At 70.4% G+C, this 24,532-nt stretch carries 13 protein-coding genes; 5 read left to right on the plus strand and 8 right to left on the minus strand.

Annotated features, from left to right (window positions below):
- Nucleotides 1-135 precede the first annotated feature (135 nt).
- The 4 genes from ACFVT5_RS28590 to ACFVT5_RS28605 all read left to right on the plus strand — a co-directional run bounded on the left by ACFVT5_RS28590 (nt 136) and on the right by ACFVT5_RS28605 (nt 4,231).
- A complete protein-coding gene (locus tag ACFVT5_RS28590; RefSeq protein WP_389893935.1) occupies nt 136-588 on the plus strand; it encodes a MerR family transcriptional regulator in 453 nt (150 codons plus the stop codon).
- Nucleotides 585-917, plus strand: a complete 333-nt coding sequence (gene trxA, locus ACFVT5_RS28595) for a thioredoxin (protein ID WP_389893936.1) — start codon at nt 585-587, stop codon at nt 915-917. Before ACFVT5_RS28590 ends, trxA begins: the two co-directional genes overlap by 4 nt.
- Nucleotides 918-1,029: 112 nt before the next feature.
- A complete protein-coding gene (locus tag ACFVT5_RS28600) occupies nt 1,030-1,824 on the plus strand; it encodes a VOC family protein (RefSeq protein WP_389893938.1) in 795 nt (264 codons plus the stop codon).
- Between the two features lie 187 nt (nt 1,825-2,011).
- Complete coding sequence (locus ACFVT5_RS28605; RefSeq protein ID WP_389893939.1) at nt 2,012-4,231, plus strand: HelD family protein; 2,220 nt, start codon at nt 2,012-2,014, stop codon at nt 4,229-4,231.
- A gap of 176 nt (nt 4,232-4,407) precedes the next feature.
- On the opposite strand, the gene glgB is transcribed toward ACFVT5_RS28605, so the two are convergent.
- The 4 genes from glgB to ACFVT5_RS28625 form a co-directional block, all read right to left on the minus strand.
- Entirely contained in the window at nt 4,408-6,567 is a 2,160-nt protein-coding gene (gene glgB, locus ACFVT5_RS28610; protein ID WP_389893941.1) for a 1,4-alpha-glucan branching enzyme, read from the minus strand.
- 284 nt (nt 6,568-6,851) lie between these two features.
- Nucleotides 6,852-8,270 (minus strand): maltokinase, encoded by a 1,419-nt coding sequence (locus tag ACFVT5_RS28615; protein WP_389893942.1) that lies wholly within the window; start codon nt 8,268-8,270, stop codon nt 6,852-6,854.
- Between the two features lie 270 nt (nt 8,271-8,540).
- Nucleotides 8,541-10,316: a maltose alpha-D-glucosyltransferase gene (gene treS, locus ACFVT5_RS28620; RefSeq protein ID WP_389893943.1), complete on the minus strand. Its 1,776-nt coding sequence runs from the start codon at nt 10,314-10,316 to the stop codon at nt 8,541-8,543.
- Nucleotides 10,313-12,427, minus strand: coding sequence for an alpha-1,4-glucan--maltose-1-phosphate maltosyltransferase (locus ACFVT5_RS28625; RefSeq protein ID WP_389893944.1), 2,115 nt, complete (start codon nt 12,425-12,427; stop codon nt 10,313-10,315). Before ACFVT5_RS28625 ends, treS begins: the two co-directional genes overlap by 4 nt.
- Nucleotides 12,428-12,948: 521 nt before the next feature.
- On the opposite strand from ACFVT5_RS28625, the gene glgP reads away from it, so the two are divergent.
- Nucleotides 12,949-15,564, plus strand: coding sequence for an alpha-glucan family phosphorylase (gene glgP / locus ACFVT5_RS28630; protein WP_389893945.1), 2,616 nt, complete (start codon nt 12,949-12,951; stop codon nt 15,562-15,564).
- 108 nt (nt 15,565-15,672) lie between these two features.
- Here glgP and ACFVT5_RS28635 read toward each other — a convergent pair whose 3' ends face one another.
- From ACFVT5_RS28635 to ACFVT5_RS28650, 4 genes are all read right to left on the minus strand, one after another.
- Entirely contained in the window at nt 15,673-17,271 is a 1,599-nt protein-coding gene (locus tag ACFVT5_RS28635) for a M4 family metallopeptidase (protein ID WP_389893947.1), read from the minus strand.
- A 350-nt stretch (nt 17,272-17,621) separates the two neighbouring features.
- Entirely contained in the window at nt 17,622-19,685 is a 2,064-nt protein-coding gene (locus ACFVT5_RS28640; protein WP_389894438.1) for a M4 family metallopeptidase, read from the minus strand.
- Between the two features lie 707 nt (nt 19,686-20,392).
- Nucleotides 20,393-22,396: an ABC transporter ATP-binding protein gene (locus tag ACFVT5_RS28645; protein WP_389893949.1), complete on the minus strand. Its 2,004-nt coding sequence runs from the start codon at nt 22,394-22,396 to the stop codon at nt 20,393-20,395.
- A complete protein-coding gene (locus ACFVT5_RS28650; protein ID WP_389893951.1) occupies nt 22,393-24,315 on the minus strand; it encodes an ABC transporter ATP-binding protein in 1,923 nt (640 codons plus the stop codon). Before ACFVT5_RS28650 ends, ACFVT5_RS28645 begins: the two co-directional genes overlap by 4 nt.
- Nucleotides 24,316-24,532: the final 217 nt, after the last annotated feature.

The raw sequence follows: 24,532 nt of genomic DNA on the forward strand, positions 1-24,532 counted from the left end.
CGCTGACGTGATGAGACGGCGGTGGACCCCCCGGTGCGGGTCGCTTCGGGAGTGTGAGGGTGGTCTTGGCTTGGGTGGGGGCGCCGGTGGGGGAGGGTTGCTCTGACGTCAGGGGCAGGGTTTAGCGTCGCGGACATGCGTATTGGTGAGTTGGCCGACAGGGCCGGGACCACGCCTCGGACCTTGCGGTACTACGAGTCCCGGGGGCTGCTGCCCGCGCGTCGCGGAGGCAATGGGTACCGCGTATACGACGAGGACGATCTCCGGCTGCTCCAGCAGATCCGTACCCTTCAGGACTTCGGGTTCGATCTGGAGGAGACGCGGCCCTTCGTGGAGTGTCTGCGTGAAGGGCACCCCGAGGGCGACACCTGCCCCGCGTCTCTCGCCGTCTACCGCCGCAAACTCGCCGAACTCGACTCGGTGATCGCCGAGTTGCAGAGCGTACGCGCCGAGGTCGGAGCCCAGTTGGAGCGGGCCGAGCGGGCTCGTGACGAGCTGGCCGCCGACGCCGAGGTTCCGGGCGGTCCGGAACCCCTGTGTGCCGTGTTCCCCACGGAGACACTCACGGAAGGAAACCGGACGACATGATCAAGGCCGATGGCGTGCCCGCGGTGACGGATACCGACTTCGCCGACGAGGTGCTCCGCGCCGAGCTTCCCGTACTCGTCGAGTTCACGGCCGACTGGTGCCCGCCGTGCCGGCAGATCGCGCCGGTGCTGAGCGCGGTGGCCCGTGAGGAGGCGCATCGTATGAAGGTGGTGCAGATCGACGTCGACACCAACCCGGAGACGACCCTCGCGTACGGGGTCCTCTCGATGCCCACCCTCATGGTGTTCCGCGCCGGCGAACCCGTGAAGTCCCTGGTCGGCGCCCGCCCCAAGCGGAGGCTCCTGGAGGAGCTGGCCGACGTCGTCTGACCGGCGGCGCCGGGGGCCCGGTCGCCGTCAGGACAAGGCACCGGGGCCGTGCCAGAGTGAAGGACGGGGACCCAGAACCGACCCGCCCAGTTCCACTCCGGAGGCCCCGCTCATGCCCGAGATCAACGAACCCTACGCACCCGGCACCCCCTGTTGGGTCGACCTGATGGCCAAGGACCAGCGCGCGGCCCTCGACTTCTACGGCCAACTGTTCGGCTGGCGGGGCGAGCCGGGCCCCGCCGAGTTCGGCGGCTACGCGGTGGTGCAGAAGAACGGCAGGCCGGTCGCGGGCATCGGACCGGCGATGGCCCCGGAGGGCCAGCCGGAGCCGCCGCACGTGTGGACGACCTATCTGGCCACCGACGACGCGGACGCCACCGTCAGCCGGATCAGCGAGGCGGGCGGCACGATCCTGTTCGGCCCGGACGACGTGGGCCCGATGGGCCGGATGGCCGTCGCGGCCGACCCGACGGGCGCCGTCTTCGGCGTCTGGGGACACAAGGAGTTCTTCGGCGCCGGACTGGTCAACGAGCCGGGCACCGTGCTCTGGAACGAGTGCAACACCCGCGACGTACCGGCGGCGGCGGCCTTCTACCAGGCCGCGTTCGGTCTCACGGCCCGCCCGGTCGGCGAGGAGGGCGGCGACGGCTATCTCGCGCTGTACCCGGCGTCCGACAGCGAGCGCCCGGTCGGCGGCCTCGGCGACATGGCGACCCGCTTCCCGGCGGATGTGCCCCCGCACTGGATGACCACCTTCGCCGTGTCCGACCTCGACGCCACCACCGCCACGCACACCAAGGCGGGCGGCACGGTCGTCCTGGAGCCGATGCCGACCCCGTGGGGACGGCTCGCCGGTTTCCAGGACCCGTGGGGCGCCGTCTTCTGCGCGATGCAGCCCGAGGGCTGAGCGACCAGACCCACGCCCGAAGCACGAAGCCCGAACGTAAAGAAATCCCCCGGTGAATTGACAGCCGGGGGATTTCTCTGCGTATATTCAATGTTTCGCGACTTCATGTTCGCTATTAAGTCATCAAGTCGCGGAAGTTTGCTGAGCACAGCATATCCGGGCGGGAGTGGAATTGTCAAATTCGGAATTGCGCGTCGAGCAGGAATTCATCGACGCGCTGTACGCGCGGGTCGACAAGCTGCGCGGCGGCGCCGAACAGTCCGTCGCGGGCGCACTCGAACCCGTCGGCAACGGCCTTCAGGCGCGCCTTGAGCGGGACATCCTGGTCGCGGAGCGATCGGGGTTCCTCGCCGCGCTGAACGCCGTCGACGGTTCGCTCTGCTTCGGCCGTATCGACCTCACATCGGGCACCAGCCACCACATCGGACGGATCGGCGTCCGCGAGGACGACGAGAACCGCACCCCGGTCCTCATCGACTGGCGCGCGCCGGTCGCCCGCCCCTTCTATCTCGCGACCGGCCACACCCCGATGGGGCTGCGCCGCCGCAGACATCTGACCACCGAGGGCCGTGCGGTCACGGCGCTGCACGACGAGATCCTCGACCTCGGCGACACCACCCGCACCGGGTACGAGGACCCGACCGGGGACGCCGTACTCCTGGCCGCGCTGAACGCGGCGCGCACCGGTCGGATGGCCGACATCGTGCGGACCATCCAGGCCGGGCAGGACCGCATCATCCGCGCCCCGCACCGAGGCGTCCTGGTCGTGGAGGGCGGCCCCGGCACCGGCAAGACGGCGGTCGTGCTGCACCGGGCCGCGTATCTCCTCTACGAGCACCGGGAACTGCTCGCCCGACGCGCGGTGCTGATCGTCGGGCCGAACCCGGCGTTCCTCGGCTACATCGGCGAGGTGCTGCCCTCGCTCGGCGAGACCGGGGTGCTCCTGTCGACCGTGGGCGAGTTGTATCCCGGGGTCCACGCCACCGGTACGGACAGCCCGCGCGCCGCCGAGGTCAAGGGCCGCGCGGAGATGGCGGACGTCCTCGCGGCGGTCGTCGCGGACCGGCAGGCGCTGCCCGACCCGGTGATCGCGATCGAGCACGACCGGAACATCCTGGCGCTCGACGCGGGTCTCGTCCGGGTCGCCCGGGACCGCACCCGCGAGGCCGGGCTGCCGCACAACGTGGCCCGCGAGTACTTCGAGGGTCGCATCCTCAACACCCTGACCGACATGCTCGCCGAACGCATCGGCACAGACCCCTACGACGGGTCGCTGCTGCTCGACCCGAGCGACCTCACCCAGATCCGCGAGGAACTCGACGCCAACCCCGAAGTGCACGCCGCCATCGAGGAGTTGTGGCCCCGGCTCACCCCGCAGCGGCTGCTCGCCGACTTCTTCGCGGCGCCGACCCACCTGTCCGACGAGGACGCGGCGGCGATCCGGCGCACCACCCGCCCCGGCACCTGGCCCGACTGGACCCCGGCGGACGTGCCGCTCCTTGACGAGGCCGCCGAACTCCTCGGCGAGGACGACCGGACGGCCCGTACGGCGGCCGAGCAGGAGCGGCGCCGGCAGATCGCGTACGCGCAGGGTGTCCTCGATGTGTCGTACGCGTCCCGGACCTACGAGTTCGACGACAAGGACGAGGAGGACTCCGAGATCCTCGCCGCGCACGACATCATCGACGCGGAACGGATGGCCGAGCGGCACGAGGAGACCGACCACCGGAGCGCGGCCGAACGGGCGGCGGTGGACCGGACCTGGGCGTTCGGGCACATCATCGTGGACGAGGCGCAGGAACTGTCGGCGATGGCATGGCGGCTGCTGATGCGGCGCTCCCCGACCCGTTCCATGACCCTGGTCGGCGACCCCGCGCAGACCGCCGACGAGGCAGGGGTCGGCTCCTGGGAGCGGATCCTCGCGCCGTACGTGGGCGACCGCTACGAACACACCCGGCTCGACGTCAACTACCGCACCCCGTCCGAGATCATGGAGGTCGCGGCGGCCGTCCTGCGCACGGACCACCCCGGCTTCGAACCGCCGCGTTCGGTACGGTCCACGGGTGAGCGCCCCTGGTTCCGGGCAACCTCACCGGACAAGCTGCCCGCGACGGTCGCGGACGCGGTACGCGGTCATCAGCCCACCGAGGGCCGGCTCGCGGTGATCGCCCCGCGCACCCTGCACGAGGCACTGGCCGCCGAACTCCCCGGCATCACGGCGGGCACCGAACCGGACCTGACCCACCCGGTAGTCCTGCTCGACCCACGCCAGTCGAAGGGCCTGGAGTTCGACACGGTGATCGTGGTGGAACCGAGCGAGTACCGCACGAGCGACCTGTACGTGGCTCTGACAAGGACGACCCAGTCACTGGGCGTGGTGCACACCGGGGAGAACCCGCTGTCGTAACGCCGGACGGCCTGTTTCTTTTCAGCCCGTCCGGCGTGTGAGAACCGGGATCAGGGCGCCGGACGGCCTGTATCTTTTCAGCCCGTCCGGCGTTTGAGGACGAGGCCGGAGGCCGATTATTCAGCCCGTCCGGCGTTTGAGGACCGGGGTTCGGGGCGGAGCCCCGTGACGGTACGTCAGGCGGGCCGGAACCAGACGGTACCGAGCGGAGGCAGGGTGACCCGCAATCCCGCGGCATCCGGTTTCACGGGAGCGGGGTTGGCAACCCCGCTCCCCCCGTACCGCTCGGCGTCGGTGTTGAGGACCTCCTGCCACGCCGTGACATCCTCCGACACCCCCAGCGGGTACTCGTACCGCACCACCGGCGAGAAGTTGGACACCGCGAGGAGTGGTTGCCCTTCGGCGTCCAGACGCAGGAAGGCGAAGACGTTGTCCTCGGCGGCGTCTCCGATGACCCATGAGAAGCCGGCGGGGTCCGTGTCCCGCTGCCACAGGGCGGGTTCGGCGCGGTAGACGGTGTTGAGGTCCCGGACGAGATCGCGGACGCCCCGGTGGTCGGGCTCGGCCGAGTACGACGGGTCGAGGACCCACCAGTCCGGGCCGTGCGCCTCCGACCACTCGGCGCCCTGTGCGAACTCCTGCCCCATGAACAGGAGTTGCTTACCGGGGTGGGCCCACATGAAGCCCAGGTAGGCCCGGTGGTTGGCGCGCTGCTGCCACCAGTCGCCCGGCATCTTCGACACCAACGCCCGCTTGCCGTGCACTACTTCGTCGTGCGAGATCGGCAGAACGTAGTTCTCGCTGTACGCGTACACCATCGAGAACGTCATCTCGTGGTGGTGGTACTTGCGGTGCACCGGCTCGTGTGCGACATAGCCGAGGGAGTCGTGCATCCAGCCCATGTTCCACTTCAGGCCGAACCCGAGCCCGCCGAAGCCGCCGGCGCCGACGAGATGGGTGGGGCGGGTGACCCCGTCCCAGGCGGTGGACTCCTCGGCGATGGTGACGACACCGGGCACCCGGCGGTAGACCGTGGCGTTCATCTCCTGGAGGAAGGCCACCGCGTCGAGGTTCTCGCGGCCACCGTGCTCGTTCGGCGTCCACTGGCCGGGCTCGCGCGAGTAGTCGAGGTACAGCATCGAGGCCACCGCGTCGACCCGCAGTCCGTCGATGTGGAACTCCTCGCACCAGAACACCGCGTTGGCGACCAGGAAGTTACGGACCTCCTTGCGGCCGTAGTCGAATTCGAGGGTGCCCCAGTCCGGGTGCGCGGCCCGTGACGGGTCCTCGTGCTCGTACAGGGGGCGTCCGTCGAACTCGGCGAGGGCCCAGTCGTCGCGCGGGAAGTGCGCGGGCACCCAGTCCATCAGGACGCCGATACCGGCCCGGTGCAGCGCGTCGATCAGATACTTGAAGTCGTCCGGGGTGCCCATCCGGGAGGTCGGCGCGTAGAACCCGGTGACCTGGTAGCCCCAGGACCCGCCGAAGGGGTGCTCGGCGACGGGCATCAACTCGACATGCGTGAACCCGAGGTCGTTGACGTAGGACGGCAACTGATCAGCGAGCTGACGGTACGTCAATCCCGGCCTCCAGGACGGAAGATGGACCTCGTACACGGAGAAGGCCGAGGCGTGGACCGGCTGCTGCCCGCGTCGCGCGATCCACTCCTGATCGCGCCACTCGTACCGTGAGACATCGATGACCGAGGCGTTGGCCGGGGGCACTTCGGTGTGGCGGGCCATCGGGTCGGAGCGCTGCGTGAGGGAGCCGTCGGGCCGGGCGATCTCGAACTTGTACTGCTCGCCCTCGCCGACACCCGGCACGAACAGCTCCCACACACCCGTGGCGCCCAGGGAGCGCATCGGGTGGCCCGCACCGTCCCAGTAGTTGAAGGTGCCGATGACGCGGACCCCGCGCGCGTTCGGCGCCCACACCGTGAACCGGGTGCCGGTGACGCCCTGGTGCGTCATGGGCCGCGCCCCGAGCGCGTCCCAGAGCTGCTCGTGGCGCCCTTCGCCGATCAGATGCAGATCGAAGTCGCCGAGCGCGGGCAGCATGCGGTACGCGTCGGCCGTCTCGATCTCGGCGTCCTGGTACGAGACGAGCAGTCGGTACTTCGGCGGCTCGGTACCGGGGAGCAGCGCGGAGAAGAACCCGTCACCGTTGTCGTCGAGGGAGATCCGCTTGCCGTCGAGCTGGAGGCTCACCCCGAGCGCGTACGGGCGCAGCACCCGCACCGCGAAACCCCCGTCGACGGGATGTGCCCCGAGCACGGCGTGCGGATCATGGTGCATCCCGGCGAGCAGCCGCCACCGGTCGTCGGGCCCGGGGGCCACGGAAGCCGGCACCGCCCCGCCGGAAGCCGCCCCACCACCACGCCCGACCTGCCCCGGCAACTCGGGCGCCGCCACCTTGGCGGCCTTCGCCTTGGCAGTCTTCGCCTTCGGAACCTTCTTGGGAGCGCTCTTACCCGCCCCCTTCGCGGACTTCTTAGGTGTGCTCTCGGACGATGAACGAGGAGTCACGGGGGATGCCTCAATCTCTTGTTTCGGGGGAGGGTGGAAGGGGCGAGCCAATCAATCTCTTGGGTGGGTGGGTGGGAAACACCGGCACCGCAGGATCACGGACGCCGAGAACCGGTCGGGCCAGCCGCCAGGCGCTCCGCGGCGGAGAGCGGTACCGCAAGCCAGTCCGGCCGGTGACGCGCCTCGTACAGGACCTCGTACACCGCCTTGTCCGTCTCGTAGGCCCGCAGCAGCACCGGCTCGGTACGGGGATCCGTCCCCGACACCTCCGCGTAACCGGAGCAGTACGCCGCCCGGCAGTCCGCCGCCCACTCGGGTGCCCATGGCCGGTGCGAGCGGGCCGCGTAGTCGAAGGAGCGGAGTATCCCCGCGATGTCGCGGACCGTGGGCTGCGGCAGCCGGCGCTCGGCCAGCGGACGCGCGGGCTCGCCCTCGAAGTCGATCAGCGACCACTCGCCGTCCGGGGACCGCAGACACTGCCCCAGATGGAGATCGCCGTGGATGCGCTGCGCGGTCCAGGGCGGGCCGTCGGCGCCCAGGGCACCGAGCGCGTCGAAGGCGGTGCGCAGTCCCGGCGCGTACGGCCGCAGTGCGGGTACCGCCTGTGCGGTCGCGTCGAGGCGTTCCGCCATGTCCCGGGCGAGGAGGGTGATCCGGGCGCGCCCTAGCGTGACCTGGGGCAGTGCGTGGGCGAGCGCCCCGTGCACCTCGGCGGTCACCCGGCCCAGGGCCCGTGCCTCGGGGGTGAAGTCGGCGCCCCGGGCCAGCTCGCGCAGCGCCAGCTCCCAGCCGTCCGTCGCCCCCTTGAGGAACGGCTGGAGTACGCCCAGGACCAGTGCCGTGTCCCCGGAGCCCGCGCTGTCGTCGGCGTCGTTCGCCACGAACCAGGCCGTCGGCGGCGGCACCCGTCCGCAGCCCTCGCGGGCCAGCGCGAGCGGCAGTTCCAGGTCCGGGTTGGTGCCCGGCACGATCCGCCGGAACAGCTTGAGAATGAACGAATCGCCGTAGACCAGCGACGAGTTGGACTGCTCGCTGCCCAGTACCCGTGCCACCAGACCGGCACCGATCTCGGTGCCGTTCGCCCGGTCGAAGCGCAGGTCACCGATCCGGGCCCGGGTCCGCAGCGCCTCCAGGAGCAGATCGGCGAGCCGGGGGTCGTGCAGCCCCTCGTACACGGTGAACCCGTGCAGCGGGCCCGACGCGGGGCGGCCGATGAGGGCCGGTGCGAGATACGGGGGCAGGGTGCGCCGGACACCGAGGAGGAGCTGGTAGGTGTCGCCCGGGGCGCCGTCCTGGTCGACCCGGACCAGGAGATGCAGCAGTCCGGGTCCTGGGGACGCCGTCAGCGGCAGCAGCTCGGTCGCCGACACCGTCGTGAAGCCGCTCACCGGCCGGCCCTTGCCCGCGAACCAGCGCTGCCGGGGCAGCCACGTACGCAGCAGCGGGTCGAGCGAGGCGAGCAGCTCGGGGCGCGCGACGGGCGTCTTGCCCGAACGAGTGACGGCTTCCGACATGGCGTCGCGTCCTTTCCCCGGGCACACCGCTGGAGAATGCGCGTCCGTGTCCCGGAAATGCGGAGGGGGCCCGCCCATGCTTTCCGCTGGGGGGACGACTGTGCTGCTGTGCGGGACGTGTCGGGTGAGGATGATCCGTCTGGCGGGGGAGCCGAAGACGGACCTCGGTGACTGTCACCGTTCCCTGACCGGCTGGGTGGAAACCATCGTTCACACCAACGTACGCGGGGGTCGCGCCGCCGTCACGGGCCGCGGGACCCCCACCTACCTCTAGTGGACCGGCAGGTCCGACCCGTCCGGGAGTACCGGCGGAGCCACCGGCTGTGGCGGGCTGCCGTCCTTGCGCAGCCGGAACCAGTAGAAGCCGTGGCCCGCCAGGGTCAGCAGATACGGCCACTCGCCGATCGCCGGGAACCGCACCCCGCCGATCAGTTCGACCGGATGGCGGCCGTTGAACCGCTGGAGTTCCAGCTCCGTGGGCTGTGCGAAGCGTGAGAAGTTGTGCACGCACAGCACGAGGTCGTCCTCGCCGTCCCCGTTCGGCGGCGCCTCCCGAAGGAAGGCGAGTACCGCCGGGTTCGACGACTGGAGTTCGGTGTACGAGCCGAGGCCGAACGCCGGGTTCTGCTTACGGATCTCGATCATCCGGCGGGTCCAGTGCAGCAGCGACGACGGTGACGACATCGACGCCTCGACGTTGGCGACCTGGTAGCCGTAGACCGGGTCCATGATCGTCGGGAGATAGAGCCGGCCGGGGTCGCAGGACGAGAAGCCCGCGTTGCGGTCGGGTGTCCACTGCATCGGGGTGCGGACCGCGTCCCGGTCGCCGAGCCAGATGTTGTCGCCCATGCCGATCTCGTCGCCGTAGTACAGGATCGGCGAGCCGGGCAGCGACAGGAGCAGGGCGGTGAACAGTTCGATCTGGTTGCGGTCGTTGTCGAGGAGGGGTGCGAGCCGCCTGCGGATGCCGATGTTGGCCCGCATCCGCGGATCCTTGGCGTACTCCGCGTACATGTAGTCGCGTTCCTCGTCGGTGACCATTTCGAGGGTCAGCTCGTCGTGGTTGCGCAGGAAGATGCCCCACTGGCAGCCGGACGGGATGGCCGGGGTCTTGGCGAGGATTTCCGACACCGGGTAGCGGGACTCGCGGCGTACGGCCATGAAGATCCGTGGCATCACCGGGAAGTGGAACGCCATATGGCATTCGTCGCCGCCCTTGGAGAAGTCACCGAAGTAGTCGACGACGTCCTCGGGCCACTGGTTGGCCTCGGCGAGCAGCACGGTGTCCGGGTAGTGCGCGTCGATCTCCTCGCGTACCCGGCGGAGCATCTCGTGCGTCGCGGGCAGGTTCTCGCAGTTGGTGCCCTCCTCGGTGTAGAGGTACGGCACCGCGTCGAGCCGGAAGCCGTCGATGCCGAGGTCCAGCCAGAACTTCAGGGCGCCGACGATCTCCTCCTGCACTGCCGGGTTCTCGAAGTTGAGATCGGGCTGGTGCGAGAAGAAGCGGTGCCAGTAGTACTGCTGGCGGACCGGGTCGAAGGTCCAGTTCGACGCCTCGGTGTCGACGAAGATGATCCGCGCGTCGGGGTACTGCTTGTCGTCGTCGGCCCACAGGTAGTAGTCGCCGTAGGGTCCGTCGGGGTGGGCGCGGGACTCCTGGAACCACGGGTGCTGATCGCTGGTGTGGTTCATCACGAAGTCGATGATCACGCGCATACCGCGCTGGTGCGCGGCGTCCACGAACTCCACGAAGTCGGCGAGGTCACCGAACTCCGGCAGGACTGCCGTGTAGTCCGACACGTCGTAACCGCCGTCGCGCAGCGGTGACTTGAAGAACGGCGGCAGCCACAGACAGTCGACGCCGAGCCACTGGAGATAGTCCAGTTTGGCGGTGAGACCTTTCAGGTCACCGACGCCGTCGCCGTTGCTGTCCTGGAAGGAGCGGACCAGCACCTCGTAGAAGACGGCGCGTTTGAACCACTCCGGGTCCCGGTCCTTGGCCGGGGTGTCCTCGAACTTGTCCGGGACCGGTTCGTTGACGATCATCGTGTGGGTGACCCTCCGATCGGTGAGGACGGTCGCAGGAGTGTGAAGACGTGAGCGGGTGCCGTGCCCGGCTCCAGGCGCACGTAGTTCGTCCTGCCCCAGTGGTAGGTCTCGCCGGTCAGCTCATCGCGGACCGGTACGGACTCGTGCCAGCCGAGTCCGAGGTGCGGCATGTCCAACGAGACCGTGGCCTCCTGGGTGTGGTGCGGGTCGAGGTTCACGACGACCAGAACGGTGTTCGAGCCGCTGGTGCCCTCGGCGGTCTTCGAGTACGCGATCACCGTCTCCTTGTCGGTGTGGTGGAAGTGCAGATTCCGTAGCTGTTGGAGTGCGGGGCTGCGGCGTCTGATCCGGTTGAGCGAGGTGATCAGGGGTGCGATGCTGCGGCCCGCGCGCTCGGCGGCCTCCCAGTCGCGGGGGCGCAGCTCGTACTTCTCGGAGTGGAGGTACTCCTCGCTGCCGTCCCGCTGCGGGACGTTCTCGGCGAGTTCGAACCCGCTGTAGACGCCCCAGGTCGGGGAGAGCGTCGCCGCGAGCACCGCGCGCGCCTCGAACGCCGGGCGTCCGCCCTGCTGAAGATAGGCGTGCAGGATGTCCGGCGTGTTCACAAACAGATTCGGCCGCATGAAACCGGCCGTCTCCTCGGACAGCTCGGTCAGGTAGTCGGTCAGCTCCTGCTTCGACGTGCGCCAGGTGAAGTAGGTGTACGACTGCTGGAAGCCGATCGCCGCGAGGGTCCGCATCATCGCCGGGCGGGTGAACGCCTCCGCGAGGAAGATCACGTCGGGGTCGGTGCCGTTGATGTCGGCGATGACCTTCTCCCAGAACACCACCGGCTTGGTGTGCGGGTTGTCGACACGGAAGATCCGCACACCGTGGTCCATCCAGAACCGCAGGACCCGGACGGTCTCCTTGACCAGCCCCTTCATGTCCTTGTCGAAGGCGATCGGGTAGATGTCCTGGTACTTCTTCGGCGGGTTCTCGGCGTACGCGATCGTGCCGTCCGGGCGGTGGTGGAACCAGTCCGGGTGCTTCTCCACCCAGGGGTGGTCGGGCGAGCACTGGAGGGCGAAGTCGAGGGCGATCTCCAGCCGGAGGTCGGTGGCCCGCCGGACGAACGCGTCGAAGTCGGCGAGCGTCCCGAGGTCCGGGTGGACCGCGTCGTGCCCGCCCTCCGGCGAGCCGATCGCCCAGGGCACGCCCACGTCGTGCGGGCCGGCCGTCAGCGTGTTGTCCGGGCCCTTGCGGAAGGTGGTGCCGATCGGATGGATCGGCGGCAGGTACACCACGTCGAAGCCCATCGCGGCGATGGCCGGGAGCCGGTCGGCCGCGGTGGCGAAGGTGCCGCTGACCGGCGGCTCGCCCTCGGTGACCCTGGCCCCTTCGGAGCGCGGGAAGAACTCGTACCAGGACCCGAACAGGGCCCGCCTGCGCTCCACGAGCAGCGACGCGGGATCGGCGGCGGTGACCAGTTCGCGCAGCGGATAGCGGGACAGTACGGCGTCCACGTCGGGGGCGAGGGCGGCGGCGAGGCGGGCCGCGCTCGGCCGGTCCGTGTCGCGCAGCGCGTCCACGACGCCGAGCACGGTCTCCCGGCGGCCCTTGGCCTTCGGCACCCCGGAGGCGGCCCGCTCGTGCAGTCGCGCGCCCTCCTCCAGCATCATCTCGGTGTCGATACCGGCCGGGACCTTGATGCCCGCGTGGTGGCGCCATGTGGTGATCGGGTCGCTCCACGCCTCGACCGTGTAGGTCCAGCGGCCCTCCGACGTGGGCTTGACGGTGGCGCCCCAGCGGTCGGTGCCGGGGGCCAGCTCCCGCATCGGGAACCACCCCCGGGACCTGCCGTCGGGGTCGCGCAGGACGACATTGGCGGCCACCGCGTCATGGCCTTCACGGAAGACGGTGGCGGTGACCTGGAAGGATTCATCCACCACCGCCTTGGCGGGGCGGCGCCCGCAGTCGACTCGGGGCTGGACGTCCAGCACGGGAATGCGGCCAATGGGCGGCGGGTTCACAGCATCACCTGGGCGTTCTGCGGGGCGGGCGGCTCGTCGTTCTGAGGCTTTTGCCCTTTGTATAGGTGGGATGGGCGACTCGCGGGTTGCGGCCATGACCGCTCCTGTCCGCGTCACTCGTTCGGGGGTGCGCTTGCACTCGCCCGGGTTGGTGGTCGTATACGGGATGGGGAGAGAGGTCCCGCGAGGATGTCCTGCGGGATGTGCGTACCGGAGGAGCCTTCCCATGGCAATCGGGTGACCAATCCGCCCCTGTGTTAACTCCTCGCGCGCGCCGACGTGGCGGACGGTACGGGCGGATATCGCCCCCCGAGCCCCCGGCGCCACCCCCGAAGCCTCTCGCGCGGGACGAACCGTCACAAGTGGGCCAGGGGGCCCGGGGGAGCGGAGTTTCCGTACGGCAGCAGGGGGAGGGGTGCCCTCCCCTTCCCGGCGGGGGCGCGCGGGGCGCTTTTCGTCCGGTTCGGGTGCGCGTGTGTTCTTTGGGTGCGCGGGTGGGAGCAAGGAGTGACCAAGGGGGCGCCTACGCGGGAGAAAGGGTGAGCCTTTGCGCTGTTTTGGTACTGCACCGCGGACCGTTACCGTCGGACGGTGCCGACCCCTGCGAAGGTGGAAACGTGAAGGCCATCCGTCGCATCACCGTCCGTCCCGTACTCCCCGAGCCCCTGCTCGCGCTGAGCGAGCTGGCCCGTAACCTCCGCTGGTCCTGGCACGACGGGACCCGCGACCTCTTCCGGTCCGTGGACCCGGCGCGCTGGGCCGCCGACGGCGACCCCGTCCGGCTGCTCGGTGGCGTCGCCCCCGAACGGCTCGCGGAACTCGCCGCCGACCCGGAATTCCTGCGCCGCCTCACCGAGACCGCCGACGATCTCAACGCCTACGTCCAGGGCGACCGCTGGTACCAGGATCAGCCGAGCGACCTGCCCGCCGCCGTCGCCTACTTCTCACCCGAGTTCGGTGTGACCGCCGCGCTGCCCCAGTACTCCGGCGGCCTCGGCATCCTCGCCGGCGACCATCTCAAGGCCGCCAGCGACCTCGGTGTCCCGCTCATCGGCGTCGGTCTGCTCTACCGGCACGGCTACTTCCGCCAGTCGCTGTCCCGCGACGGCTGGCAGCAGGAGACGTATCCGCTGCTCGACCCCGACGAGCTGCCCCTCTCGCTGCTCCGCGCCGCGGACGGGAGCGCCGCGCACATCGCCATCGCACTGCCCGGCGGCCGGAGTCTGCACGCCCGGATCTGGATCGCCCAGGTCGGCCGCGTACCCCTGCTGATGCTCGATTCGGACATAGAGGAGAACGACTCCAAGGAGCGCGATGTCACCGACCGGCTGTACGGCGGCGGCAGTGAGCACCGACTGCTCCAGGAGATGCTGCTCGGCATCGGCGGCGTCCGCGCCGTCCGCGCCTACTGCGACCTGACCGGACACCCCGCGCCCGAGGTGTTCCACACCAACGAGGGCCACGCCGGCTTCCTCGGCCTCGAACGCATCCATGAGCACGTCGCCGACGGCCTCGACTTCGGCCCGGCGTTGGAGTCCGTCCGCGCCGGAACCGTTTTCACCACCCACACCCCCGTACCGGCCGGCATCGACCGCTTCGACCGCGAACTGGTCGCCCGGCACTTCGGCGCCGACGCCGAACTCCCCGGCATCGACGTCGAACGGATCCTCCAGCTCGGTATGGAGACCTACCCCGGCGGCGAACCCAACCTGTTCAACATGGCCGTCATGGGCCTGCGCCTGGGCCAGCGCGCCAACGGCGTGTCCCTGCTGCACGGCCGCGTCAGCCGCGAGATGTTCTCCGGCCTCTGGCCCGGCTTCGACCCCGACGAGGTGCCCATCACCTCCGTCACCAACGGAGTCCACGCCCCCACCTGGGTGGCCCCCGAGGTACTGCGGCTCGGCGCCCGCACCTTCGGCGCCTCGCGCACCGAGGACGCGCTCACCGGCTCCGACGCGGGCCGCTGGGACGCCATCGCCGAGATCCCCGACACCGACGTCTGGGCGCTGCGGCGGGTGCTGCGCGAGCAGTTGGTCGGCGAGGTGCGCAGGCGGCTGTACGCGTCGTGGCGGCAGCGCGGCGCCGGGGACGCCGAACTCGGCTGGATCGACGGGGTACTCGACCCCGACGTCCTCACCATCGGCTTCGCCCGCCGGGTGCCCTCGTACAAGCGGCTCACGCTCATGCTGCGCGACCGCGACCGGCTCATGGACCTGCTGCTGCACCCCGAGCGGCCCGTGCAGATCGTCGTCGCGGGCAAGGCGCACCCCGCCGACGACGGCGGCAAGCGGCTCGTCCAGGAACTGGTGCGCTTCACCGACGACCCCCGGGTACGCCACCGGATCGTCTTCCTGCCCGACTACGGCATGGGCATGGCGCAGAAGCTCTACCCGGGCTGCGACGTCTGGCTCAACAACCCGCTGCGCCCGCTGGAGGCGTGCGGGACCTCCGGGATGAAGGCCGCGCTGAACGGCTGCCTCAACCTGTCGGTCCTGGACGGCTGGTGGGACGAGTGGTTCGCGCCCGACTTCGGCTGGGCGATCCCCACCGCCGACGGCGAGGCCACCGACGTCGACCGCCGGGACGACCTGGAGGCCCAGGCGCTCTACGACCTCCTCGAACAGCGCGTCACGCCCCGGTTCTACGAGCAGGGTCCGGCCGGCCTCCCGGACCGCTGGATCACGATGGTCCGCCAGACCCTCACCCTGCTCGGCCCGAAGGTGCTGGCCGGGCGGATGGTCCGGGAGTACGTGGAGCGGCTGTATCTGCCCGCGGCCCGCGCCCATCGTGAGCTGACGGTCGGCGCCGCCCGCGAACTCGCCGCCTGGAAGACCCGGGTGCGCGCGGGCTGGCACCGGGTCGCCGTCGACCATGTGGAGGCGTCGGCCGCGCCCGCGACCCCGGAGGTCGGTACGACTCTGGCGCTGCGGGTCCGGGTGCGGCTCGGCGACCTCGCCCCCGAGGATGTCGAGGTGCAGGCCGTCGCGGGCCGGGTCGACCCCGAGGACCGGATCACGGACGGCTCGCACGTCCCGCTGAAGCCGGTCGGCGGCCCCGATCTGGAGGGCCGCTGGACCTACGAGGGCCCGCTCACCCTCGACCGCACCGGACCCTACGGCTATACGGTCCGGATCCTGCCCGAGCACCCGCTGCTGGCGTCGAGCGCCGAACTCGGCCTGGTCGCCGTGCCGTCCCAGTCGGTCGGCGAGAACGCGGGGGTCCTGCTCCGCTGAACCGTCGTCCGACGCCGCCCGTCGGACATGGTGCGGGCGGCACCCGGGGATCGTAGGAGAGACCCCCGGGTGCCGCCCGGTCGGGAGAACGGCCGAACAGCCGTCAGATCACTTCACGTTGACGCCGGCCCAGGCGCGGTCCACGGCCTGGTACTCCGCCGAACCGTCGCCGTACAGGTCCTTGGCCGCGCTCAGCGTGGCGGTGCGGGCCTGCGCGTACTTCGTCGTCGACGTCATGTACGTGGTCAGCGCCTTGTACCAGATCTGCTCGGCCTTGTCCCGGCCGATGCCGGTGACCGCCTGGCCGTCGGCCGTCGGCGAGTCGTACGGGACGCCGTTGATGGTCTTGGCGCCGCTGCCCTCGGACAGCAGATAGAAGAAGTGGTTGGCGATGCCCGACGAGTAGTGGACGTCCACGCCGCCCGCCGCCGAACTCCAGTTGTCCAGCGAGGCGCCGTCCTTGCTGGGCTTGTCCATGTAGCGCAGCGGGCTGCCGTCGCCGTTGATGTCGATCTTCTCGCCGATGAGGTAGTCGCCGACGTCCTCGGGGTTGGCCGCGTTGAACTCGACGGCCGCCGCGAAGATGTCCGAGGTCGCCTCGTTGAGGCCGCCGGACTCACCGCTGTAGACGAGTTTCGCGGTGGCCGAGGTGACACCGTGCGTCATCTCGTGGGCGGCCACGTCGATCGAGGTCAGCGGCGCCTTGTTGCCCGACCCGTCGCCGTAGGTCATGCAGAAGCAGCTGTCGCTCCAGAACGCGTTGACGTAGTTGTTGCCGTAGTGGACGCGGGAGTACGCGCCGACGCCGTCGCCCCGGATACCGCTGCGGCCGTGCACGTTCTTGTAGTAGTCCCACGTCAACTGGGCACCGTAGGCGGCGTCCACGGCGGCGGTCGCCGGGTCGTTCACCGTGCCGTCGCCCCAGGTGTCGTCGGCGTCCGTGAACAGCGTGCCCTGGCCCGAGGTGCCGTGGTTCAGGTTGTACGTGCTGTGGTTGCCGCGCGTGGCGTCCGTCAGCGCGAACGAGGAACCGGAACCGCTGCTGCCGACCGTGACGCTGCCGCTGTACTGGCTCTCGCCCGCGCCGGTACGGATGTCGTCCCACTGGTACAGCTTCTTGCCGGTCGCCGCGTCCGTGACGATGTGCAGCTCGCGGGGCGTGCCGTCCTTCTTGGTGCCGGTGACGATCTTCTCGTAGGCGAGGACCGGTGTGCCCGTCGCCGCCCAGACGACCTTGCGGGCGCCCTTCGGCGCGCTCTGGGCGGCGAGCGTCCCGGCGCCCGTGTCGACGGCGATGTCCGCCTTCACAGCCTTGGTGACGCCCTCGGGCGCACCCGACTTGGCGGTGTGCACGACCAAGTCGCCGCCCAGGACGGGGAGTCCGGCGTAGGTGCGCTCGTAGCGGGTGTGGGTGGTGCCGTCGCGGTCCTTGACCACGTCCTTGACGACGAGCTTCTCCTGGGCGCCGAGGCCCAGTTCGTCGGCGGTCCGGGCGGTGGTGCCCGCGGCGGCCTTCAGCAGTTCGGCGCGCGCGGCGCCGGACAGCTTCATCGGGGTCGCCGTGGGGGTGGCGTCGGCCGAGGGGGCGGATGCGGGATCGGTCTGTGCGGAGGCGCCGGTGGTCAGAGTGCCGGCGAGAAGGGCCCCGGCCGCCACGGCTGTCGCCAGGGCCAAGGTCCGGTTGCTGCGGAATATGTGGGGGGTCACGCAGACTCCTTGTTCAGATGTGTTTCCTGTGGGGGGTGCCCGGTGCGGCGTGGGGGCCGCGTGGGGCGGTAAAGCCGCGGTTCTCATGTGGTGCGTGGTGAAGCGTGCCAGCCGTATGGCGCGCGTGTCATGAGCCTGACCACAGGTTGGCCAGAAATCGTCCGTTGGTCGTGGCGCGATGTCCGCTATGCGGACGAACGGCGGCGCCGCCCCGGGGAGTTGATCCCGGGGCGGCGCCGTCTCTGAGGAGAGTCTGCCGACCGGACGCCGAGCGCCCGTTCGGTTTTACGCGATGATGACCTGGCTCACAGGAAGGCGCCCTACGAGAAGGCGCCCTACCAGAAGGCGGCTTACGGGAAGGTCACCTTCCAGCTGTTGATCTGCCCGGTGTCCTGCGCCGCCACGTCCTGCACCTTCAGCTTCCAGGCGCCGTTGGCGGTCTCCGCCGACGCGTTGACCGTGTAGGTCTCCCGGACGTCGTCCGCCGAGTCCGAACCGCTGGAGTTCTTCAGCCGGTACGAGGTCCCACTCGGACCCACCAGGTCCACGACCAGGTCACCGCGCCAGGTGTGCGTGATGTCCACGGACACCGAGAGGTTGCTCGGCGCGTTGCCCGCACGGCCGGTCACGTTCACCGTGGAGGTGACAGCCGCGCCGTTGTCCGGGATGGCGACCGGCGTGGTGTTCTCGAAGGACGTACCCGTACCCGGGTCGCCACCACCGGGCCGCGCGCCGACGGCGATGCCGGCCCACGCGTCCGTCACGGACTTGTACTCGGCGCTCGTCGTGCCGTACAGCTCGGCGGCCACCGCGAGTGTGCCGGTGCGGGCGCTCGCGTAGTTGGTGGTCGAGGTGAACTTCGTGGTCAGCGCCTTGTACCAGATCAGCGCGGCCTTGTCCCGGCCGATCCCGGTGACGGGCAGCCCGTCCGAGGTCGACGAGTTGTACGAGACGCCGTTGATGGTCTTGGCGCCGCTGCCCTCGGACAGCAGGTAGAACCAGTGGTTCGCCGGACCCGACGAGTAGTGCACGTCGACCGAGCCGATACCGGAGTACCAGGAGTCCTTGGACGCGCCGTCCTTGCTCGGCTTGTCCATGTACCGCAGCGGGGTGCCGTTGCCGTTGATGTCGATCTTCTCGCCGATGAGGTAGTCACCCACGTCGGACGCGTTGTTGGCGTAGAACTCGACGGCCGCCGCGAAGATGTCCGATGTCGCCTCGTTGAGGCCGCCGGACTCACCGCTGTAGACGAGCTTCGCAGTGGCCGCGGTGACGCCGTGCGTCATCTCGTGTGCCGCCACGTCGAGCGAGGTGAGCGGCTTGGCGTTGCCGCTGCCGTCGCCGTACGTCATGCAGAAGCAGCTGTCGCTCCAGAACGCGTTGACGTAGTTGTTGCCGTAGTGGACGCGGGAGTACGCGCCGACGCCGTCGCCGCGGATGCCGCTGCGGCCGTAGACGTTCTTGTAGTAGTCCCAGGTCTCGGCCGCGCCGTAGGCGGCGTCGGCGCCCGCGGTGGCCGCGTTCGACGTGGTGCCGTTGCCCCAGGTGTCGGTGGTCTGCGAGAACAGCGTGCCGGTGCCGGACGTACCCCGGTTGAGGTTGTACGTCTTGTGGCCGCCGCGGCCCCCGTCGGTCAGGGTGTAGTTCGAGCCCGACAGGGTGCTGCCCAGCGGGACCGTGCCGCTGTACTGGGTGTTGCCGGTGCCGTTCTCGATGCCCTGCCACTCGTACAGCTTCGCGCCGGTGGCGGCGTCGGTGACGACGTGCAGCTCGTTCGGGGTGCCGTCCTCCTGGAGCCCGCCGACGACGGTCTCGTACGCGAGGGTCGGGGTGCCCTTCGCCATCCACACGACCTTGCGCGGCGCGCTGTCCGCGGCGGTCTTCTTCGACCCCGCGTCGGCCGCCGCGCCCAGCGCCTGCTTCTCGGCGGTGGCAGCCTTCACGGTCGCCGTGGTGTCGACGCCCGTGAGCGAGGCGCGGGACGCCTTGGTGACGGTCCGCGTGGCACCGGACTTGGCGGCGTCGACGACGAGGTCGCCGCCGAGCACCGGGAGGCCCGCGTAGGTGCGCTCGTAGCGGGTGTGCGTGGTGCCGTCGCGGTCCTTGACGACATCACGGACGACGAGCTTCTCCTTGGCGCCGAGGCCGAGGTCCTTGGCGGTCTCCGCCTTGGAGGCGTCGGCCGCGCGGAGCAGTTCGGCGCGCTGGGACGGCGAGAGGTTCACCGGCAGGGCGCCGGGGTCGGCCTTCCGCGCGGTGGCCGCGGCCGGGCTCGCGTCCGCGCTGGCCGCTCCCGTCTGCACGGCGACGGCGAGCAGGGCCGCCACGGCGACCAGGGCACCACCGGCCGCGCGCCGACGGGCACGGGTCCGGGAAGCGCCCGAAGCCTGGGAGTGGGGGGAGTGGGGGGTTATGTCGTGGGAGGAGGGTCTCAACACTGACTCCTTCTGCGTGGTCGCGGGTGTGCGACCAGGAAGACCGGCCGGCTGGGTGGCCGTCCGGGGCAGAACTGGGGCGGAACCATGTGCGGGTGTCGTGCGGCTGAGATGTCGTGCGGGTGCGATGTCGTGCAGCGTGTAGCCGGTGACGCGGTACTGCGGTACTGCGGTACTGCGGTACTGCGGTACTGCTGTGCGCCGGTGCCGGGTGCGGCGGTGGCGCGTTGTGGGGGTACTTCGTGGGGGTGTTTCGTGGGGGTGGTGTCGGCCGCCGCACGGCCGTACGGAGGATGTGTGTCCGAACTGTGCGATGGCCGAGGGGAAGAGTGGCAGCCCGATGACGCGCTTGTCAGGAGCGCATCAGGAGGTTGGCTCGAAATGGTTCGTTGCACGGTTGGTCATGTTCGGTAAACGGATATGCCGCCCTGGCATGTCCCGCGTGTGCGACGGGTGTTCGCAACTGTGAGGAGTGGGGCGGCGGACGGGCCCACGGCAGGCACAGCAGGGGTACGGGCGGCTGAACATCCGGGAATCGCGACGGGTCGCCGTGCGCGGGCAGGACCGGTGAGACCGGCTGAGATCACGGTGTCCGGTCCTGCCTCAAGGGCGCGCCGCCGGGGGAGACTTCAGGCCCCCGGTGGCTGAAAACACCCCCTTGACCTACCCCGGCGGACGGGCGCTGACTATCCCGACAGGCTTTCGCGCCACGCCTGGTGGAGGTGGGCGAAGGGGCCCGTACCGGCGATCAGGTCCTTCGGGGTGCCGTCCTCGATCACCCGGCCGTCCGCCATCACCAGCACCCGGTCGGCGATCTCCACCGTCGAAAGCCGGTGCGCGATCACCACCGCCGTACGCCCCCGCAGCACCGTGTGCATCGCGCGCTGCACCGCCCGCTCACCCGGAATGTCCAGCGAACTCGTCGCCTCGTCGAGGATCAGCACCGCCGGATCCGCGAGCAGCGCCCGCGCGAACGCCACCAACTGCCGCTGCCCCGCCGAGATACGGCCACCGCGCTTGCGGACGTCCGTGTCGTACCCGTCCGGCAGCGCCATGATGAAGTCGTGCGCCCCGATCGCCTTCGCGGCCCCCTCGATGTCCTCGCGGGACGCGTCGGGCCGCCCGATGGCGATGTTCTCGGCGACCGTGCCCGAGAACAGGAACGCCTCCTGCGTCACCATCACGACCCCGCGCCGCAGCTCCAGCACGGACAGCTCCCGCAGATCCACACCGTCGAGCAGCACCCGACCCTCGCCCGGGTCGTAGAACCGGGCGAGCAGCTTGGCCAGCGTCGACTTGCCCGCGCCCGTCGACCCGACCACCGCGACGGTCTGCCCCGCCGGGAACCGCAGATCGAAACGCGGCAGCACCTCACCGCCCGTGCGGTACGCGAACCGCACCCCGTCGAAGACGACCTCGCGGCCCGGCCGGTCATCGGCGAGCACCGGCAGCGGACGCGGCGCGGCCGGCTCGGGCACCGAGGGCTCCTGGTGCAGCAGGCCCGCGATCTTCCGCAGCGAAGCCGCCGCCGACTCATAGGAGTTGAGGAACATCGCCAGCCGGTCTATCGGGTCGTACAGCCGCCGGATGAACAGCACAGCCGCGGCCAGGACACCCAGCTCAAGCGTGCCGTCCGCGACCCGGTACGCGCCCCACAGCACCATGCCCGCGACCGCCGTGTTCGCCACCAGACGGGAGCCGACCACATAGCGGGCCATCGCCAGGAGCGCGTCGCCGTTCGCCCACTCGTGCCGGTGGTTGAGCACCGCGAAGTCCGCGTCGTTGGCCCGCTCACGCCGGAACGCCCGCACCGGCCGGATGCCGTTCATCGTCTCCGCGAACTTGACGATCACCCCCGCGATCGCCGTCGACCGCTCCCCGTACACCCGGCCCGCGCGCCGCCGGTACTGCTGGATCAGCACATACAGCGGTACGAACGACAGCGCGGCGACACTGCCCATGCCGAAGTCGAGCCAGAGCAGCATCGCCGTGATGTACACGGACGCGAGGATGACGTTGATCAGCTCCTGGAGCCCCTCGGCGAGGAGTTCGCGCAGGGACTCCACGTCCGTCGTGGCCCGGGAGATGAGCCGGCCCGAGGTGTACCGGTCGTGGAAGTCGACGCTCAGCGCCTGTCCGTGCTGGAAGATACGGCCGCGCAGATCGAGCAGCACGTCCTGGCTGACCCGCGCGGACAACTGGACGAAGGCGTACAGGAACGCGGCGGAGCCGATCGCCGCGAGCAGATAGCCGATCGCCACCGCCGTCAACGGCCCGTAGTCGTCGGCGCGGAAGGCGGGTACGGCACGGTCGATGGCGTACGCGACGAGCAGCGGTCCCGCCTGGACGGCCGCCTGCTGGAGCAGCAGGCAGAGCGCGGCGAACACCACGATGCGGCGGCGGGGGGCGAGGAGGGAGCGGAGCAGGCCGCCGGTGGCGCCGTCGGGTGTGGGCAGGTCGTCCTGGTCGAAGGGGTCGACCGTGCCGGGGCCCTTCTTCGTGACGGTGCCTTCGTGCTCGCCCTTGTCCTTGTCCTTGGCTCTGTCCTTGACTCCGCCCTTGCCGGAAACCTTCGCCGGAGCGGGCGGTTCGTGCGGCGGGGAATCCGAAGCCGGCCCGATCTGCCCGGTCTGCCCGGCGGTCCTGGGCGTGTCGGTGTCGGTGTTGGTGTCCGTGTTCGTGTCCGTCATCGGATCGGGTCCCCCTCCGGGCCGTCGTCGCCCGCCATCAGATGGCGGTACTCGGCGCTCGTACGCAGCAGTTCCTGGTGCGTGCCCACGGCGGTGACGCGGCCGTCGGACAGCAGGGCGACCCGGTCCGCGAGCAGCACGGTCGAAGGCCGGTGCGCGACGACCAGGGCCGTCGTCTCCGCGAGCACCTCGCGCAGGGCGGCCTCCACCAGCGCCTCGGTGTGCACATCGAGCGCGGACAGCGGGTCGTCCAGGACGAGGAAGCGGGGGCGGCCCACGACGGCCCGCGCGAGCGCGAGGCGCTGGCGCTGGCCGCCGGAGAGGCTGAGCCCCTGCTCACCGACCTCGGTGTCAGGCCCTTCCGGCAGCCGCTTCACGAAGTCGGCCTGCGCGACGGCCAGTGCGCGGCCCAGGTCCTCACGCGAGCCCTCAGCGGACGCGCCGCCCTCGGGATGTGCGCCCATGAGGACGTTCTCGGCGACGGACGCCGAGAAGAGGGTCGGTTCCTCGAAGGCCACGGCGACCAGCGCGCGCAGCTCGGCCCGCTCCATCGCGGTGATGTCCCGGCCGTCCAGCGTGATACGGCCCGAGGTGATCTCGTGCAGCCGGGGCACCAGCGCCGTCAGGGTCGTCTTGCCGCTGCCGGTCGCGCCGACCAGCGCCATGGTCTCGCCCTGCCGTACATGCAGCTCGATGTGGTCCAGGACGGGTACGGAATCGGGCGGCGCGTCCGGGTAGCGGAACCGCACGCCGTGGAACCGCAGTCCGTCGCCCGTCAGGGTGTCGCCGGTCGCTGAGTCGTCGCCGTCCGTTCCGGGGCCCGCGTCGGCTCCGGATGCCGTGCCCTCGTCCTCCTCCGGCGCGTCCATCACCTCGAAGTACCGGCGGGTCGCGGTCGCCGCCTCCTGGCTCATGGCGAGCAGGAAGCCGATCGAGTCGATGGGCCAGCGCAGCGCCAGGGCCGTGGACAGGAACGCCACGAGCGTGCCCGCCGACAACTGGCCGTCGGCGACCTGCACGGTACCCAGGACCAGCGCGGCGCCGAGCGCGGCCTCCGGCAGCAGCGTGATGACGGAGAGAAGCCCGGCGAGCAGCCGGGCCTTGGTCAGCTCGGTGCCGCGCAGGGTGCTGGAGAGTTCGCGGAAGGCACGGGCCTGACTGCGGTGCCGGCCGAAGCCCTTGATGATGCGGATACCGAGGACGCTCTCCTCGACGACCGTCGTCAGATCGCCGACCTGGTCCTGCGCGGTGCGGGACGCCGTCGCGTACTTCGTCTCGAAGCGGTAGCACAGCAGCATCAGCGGGGCCGCCGGGACGACGAGGACCAGGCCAAGGGTCCAGTCCTGCGCGATGAGCAGGGCGAATCCGGCGATGATCGTGACACCGTTGACCAGCAGGAAGGTCAGCGGGAAGGCCAGGAACATCCGTACGACCATCAGGTCCGTGGTCCCCCGGGACAGCAACTGACCGGAGGGCCACCGGTCGTGGAAGGCGACCGGGAGGCGTTGCAGATGCCCGTACAGCTCCGCCCGCATCCGCGCCTCCACCCCCGCGAGCGGCCGGGCGACCAGCCATCTGCGGAACCCGAACAGCAGCGCCTCGGCGACTCCGAGCGCGAGCAGTACTCCGGCACCCAGCCACACCCCGCCCGGGTCCGAGTCGGCGACCGGCCCGTCGACGATCCACTTCAGGACGATCGGGAACACCAGCGTCAGACAGGAGGCGATCACGGCGACAAAGGCGGCCGTGATCCACCGCGCCCGCACGGGCCGTACATACGGCCACAGCCGCAGCAGGGTGCGGACGGCCGAGGGCGCGGCGTCCGGGGTGTCCGGTGCGGTGTCCGCGGGCCGCTTGTCCGGGGTCTCTTCGGCCGGGGGGTCCGCGGTGTCCATGGCCGATACAGGTGAAGTGGGCATCAGGAGCGAGCCTACGGTTCACCACTGACACAGCCCACCGAGTTTCGCCGCAGGCCGCCTCGTCCGCTGGTCCTAGGCCATTGGATTCGGATCGAGTGGAGAGCGGCGCGGAGCGGAGGGCGCGGCCCGGTGACAAGGGAGATCACGGCCCCGTAGCAAGGGAAGCCGTCGCCGCGTATCAACCGATCGGACGATGCCCCTTCGAGCGGGACGGGCG

The sequence above is a fragment of the Streptomyces sp. NPDC058001 genome (genome assembly GCF_042886315.1).
Taxonomy (GTDB): Bacteria; Actinomycetota; Actinomycetes; order Streptomycetales; family Streptomycetaceae; genus Streptomyces.